The sequence below is a fragment of the Neobacillus niacini genome (assembly GCF_023715415.1).
GTDB lineage: Bacteria > Bacillota > Bacilli > Bacillales > Cytobacillaceae > Neobacillus > Neobacillus niacini_C.
The window spans coordinates 1-251 of record NZ_JAMBOB010000100.1 but is presented as its reverse complement, the minus strand read 5'-3'; the positions used below and the strand labels follow the sequence as shown (position 1 = coordinate 251).

Below are 251 nucleotides of genomic sequence, written 5' to 3'. Positions count from 1 at the left end.
AAGTAGTTAGAGCCCGTTAATGGGTGATAGCGTGCCTTTTGTAGAATGAACCGGCGAGTTACGATTACATGCAAGGTTAAGTTGAAGAGACGGAGCCGCAGCGAAAGCGAGTCTGAATAGGGCGTTTATAGTATGTGGTCGTAGACCCGAAACCAGGTGATCTACCCATGTCCAGGGTGAAGTCCAGGTAACACTGGATGGAGGCCCGAACCCACGCACGTTGAAAAGTGCGGGGATGAGGTGTGGGTAGC

Annotated in this window: 1 rRNA gene; it reads left to right on the top strand. The window is 51.8% G+C overall.

Annotated features, from left to right (window positions below):
• Positions 1-251, top strand: a 23S ribosomal RNA gene (locus M3189_RS26745); the annotation flags it as partial.